The organism is Olsenella sp. An290, from assembly GCF_002159535.1.
Classification (GTDB): Bacteria; Actinomycetota; Coriobacteriia; order Coriobacteriales; family Atopobiaceae; genus Thermophilibacter.
In genome coordinates this window covers 1-2,421 of the sequence record NZ_NFIU01000035.1, presented here as the reverse complement: position 1 = coordinate 2,421, position 2,421 = coordinate 1, and the positions used below count along the sequence as shown (strand labels likewise).

Below are 2,421 nucleotides of genomic sequence, written 5' to 3'. Positions count from 1 at the left end.
TTCGCCGCGCGGCCCCGGCTCCTCGCCGGCGGCGCTGCGCGGGGATTAACTATACGCGCCCCGGCCCCCGCCGGGGGCGGGAATCGGGGCGCACACATTTCCTACACAAATGGGGGCGAGGGGGCCTGGGGCTCAACGACGCTATGCCGCTAGCGCCCGGGCATGAAAAAGGGACGGCCCCCAAAGCCGCAGCGTTCAAGCTCGCAGCAGAGAGCCATCCCCTATCACAACATCCAAGTGGGTTGCTCGACACACCATGTTCGAAGCCACACGATCCCAGGCGACACGGCCGAGCAATTGAGCACAAGGAGTCCGCACGGAGCGACGCGCATTTTCTTGCCGCCTTCTTAAGGAGGTGCGGCACTCCGGCCGATCAGCAAAGGCGACAGAATGCTTATCCACTGCAGCTGTTGATGTGCAATAGGAAGTGGTCCAAATGAGCGCCGGCTTCTGAGCAGCGCGTGCACCAGGAATTGAGCAGTTTGATCACGAGGGCCGCGCCCCCTGGACCAGGGGCGCGGCCCTCGCCGTAGGGTTGTCCCGGGCGGGCACTTTGGCGAGGCCGCCCGGGAAGGATGGGGGAGATGACCGTGCCCCTGGACACAAGGAACGATACACGGTCGATGGACGCCGACGGGGTGCCGAGGGCCGAGATAGCCCGCAGGCTCCGCGTCAGCCGCAACACCGTCGCGAAGCACGCCGACATGGAGGACATGTCGCCCGCCGCCCCCGTGCCGGCGCGGCGCGAGAGGCCCGCGCTCGGCGAGCGCGCGGGGTGGGCCGAGTCGGTCCCGGAGGCCGACCTCGGCGCGCCGCGCAAGCAGCGCCACACCGCCGGGAGGACCTACGGCCGGCTGGTCGAGGAGAGGGGCTACGCCGGCTCCCACTCGACCGTCCAGCGCTCCGTGCGCGAGCGGAGGCTCGCGCGCTCGGCCGGCGCGGGCGGGGGCCACCTGGAGCTCGAGTGGGCCCTGGGCGCCTGCCAGGTGGACTTCGGCAACTTCCGCGCCGTCGTCGCGGGCGAGGAGCTGGCCCTCAAGCTGCTGGTGGCGGCCCTTCCCCACCCCAACGACGGGCAGTGCTTCGCGCTGAGGTCCCAGAGGTCGGGGCGCCCGTGCGCGGGGCTCGCGGCGATCTTCTCGCGCTGGGGCCGCGCCCCGAGGGCGCTGGTCCTGGACAACGCGACCGAGGCGGGCGGGATGGTCCGCGGCGAGGTGACGGAGTCCGGGCTGTTCTCCCTGCTCAGGGGGCACTACCGCGTCGAGTCGAGGTACCGCGGCCCCTACTCGGGCAACGAGAGGGGGGTCGGTGGAGAACGCGGTCGGCTGCCTGAGGCGCAACCTCCTCGTGCCGGTGCCCAGGGTCGGGTCGCTCGCCGAGCTGAACGCCCTGCTGGCGGAGGGGCGCGCGCGCCTGAACGCCGCCGCGGGGCGCCGCGACGGCCGGGCGTCGGCGGAGGCCCTGCGCGAGGACCTCGCCGAGATGCGCGCGCTGCCCGGCGCCGCGTTCGACGCGGTCAGGTGGGCGCGGGCCAGGGCGGACAAGCGCGGCTACGTCGAGGTCGACGGCCGCGAGCACGTCGCCGGCCCGGTGTGGCACGGAAGGGAGCTGCTCGTCGGGGTGCGCCCCGACTCGGTCGAGATCGTCGCCGACCGCGGCCGCAGGGTGGCGGTGCTCCCGAGGGCCTACGGCGCCGGGCCCGCCGTGCGCAACCCGCTGTCGCTCGTCCCGGCGATCGTCGCCAGGCCGCGCGCGCTCGGCGGGTCCACGATACGGCGGGACATGCCCGAGGGGCCGGCCGCGGGCATCGGCCGCATGGACGCCGCCGGCCGCAGGCAGACGCTCGGGTCCATAGCGCGCGCGAGCGCCGCGCCGGGCTTCGGCGCGGCGCGCGGGGCCGCGCTGCGCGTCGTCGAGGGCGGGCGCGTGCCCGACGACGCCACGGTCGACGTGCTCGCCAGGCGGATCGCCTCCGGCGCGCTCGGCGGGGAGGGCGGGGCCGACCCGTCCGTCTACGACGGCTTCCCGAGGGGGGCGGGGCCGATGCCCGCTGGCGGGGAGCTCGCGCGCAGGGTCGTGGAGGCCGGCGGGAGGTGCTCGCTCACCGCCTCCGTGCTCGGGGAGTGGGCGAGCGCCGGCAGCCCGAAGCAGGTCGAGCACCTCGCCCGCCACCTCGAGGCCGAGGCCGCGAGCCGCGACGCCTCCAAGCGCGCCTCCCTGCTTCGGCGCTGCGGGCTGCCGGCGCCCAAGACCTTCGACGGGTACGACTGGTCGGCGGTGTCGTGGCCCGAGGGGCTCGGCCGCGGGGACCCGCTGTGTTTAGTCAAGTCTCACTTGCGGAAAAGAGCGCGCCCTTCTTTCGGGTTTCAGCACGCAAGTTTTTCGGTTTCCGGCGCCGGCACGCCCCTAGCTTCCTGACTT

At 73.8% G+C, this 2,421-nt stretch carries 1 protein-coding gene; it reads left to right on the top strand.

All coding sequences use genetic code 11. The annotated features are described in order from the left end of the window. The first annotated feature begins 1,308 nt into the window (after positions 1 to 1,308). Positions 1,309 to 2,418: a hypothetical protein gene (locus tag B5F84_RS09655; RefSeq protein ID WP_204205558.1), complete on the top strand. Its 1,110-nt coding sequence runs from the start codon at positions 1,309 to 1,311 to the stop codon at positions 2,416 to 2,418. The last annotated feature ends 3 nt before the right edge of the window (positions 2,419 to 2,421 follow it).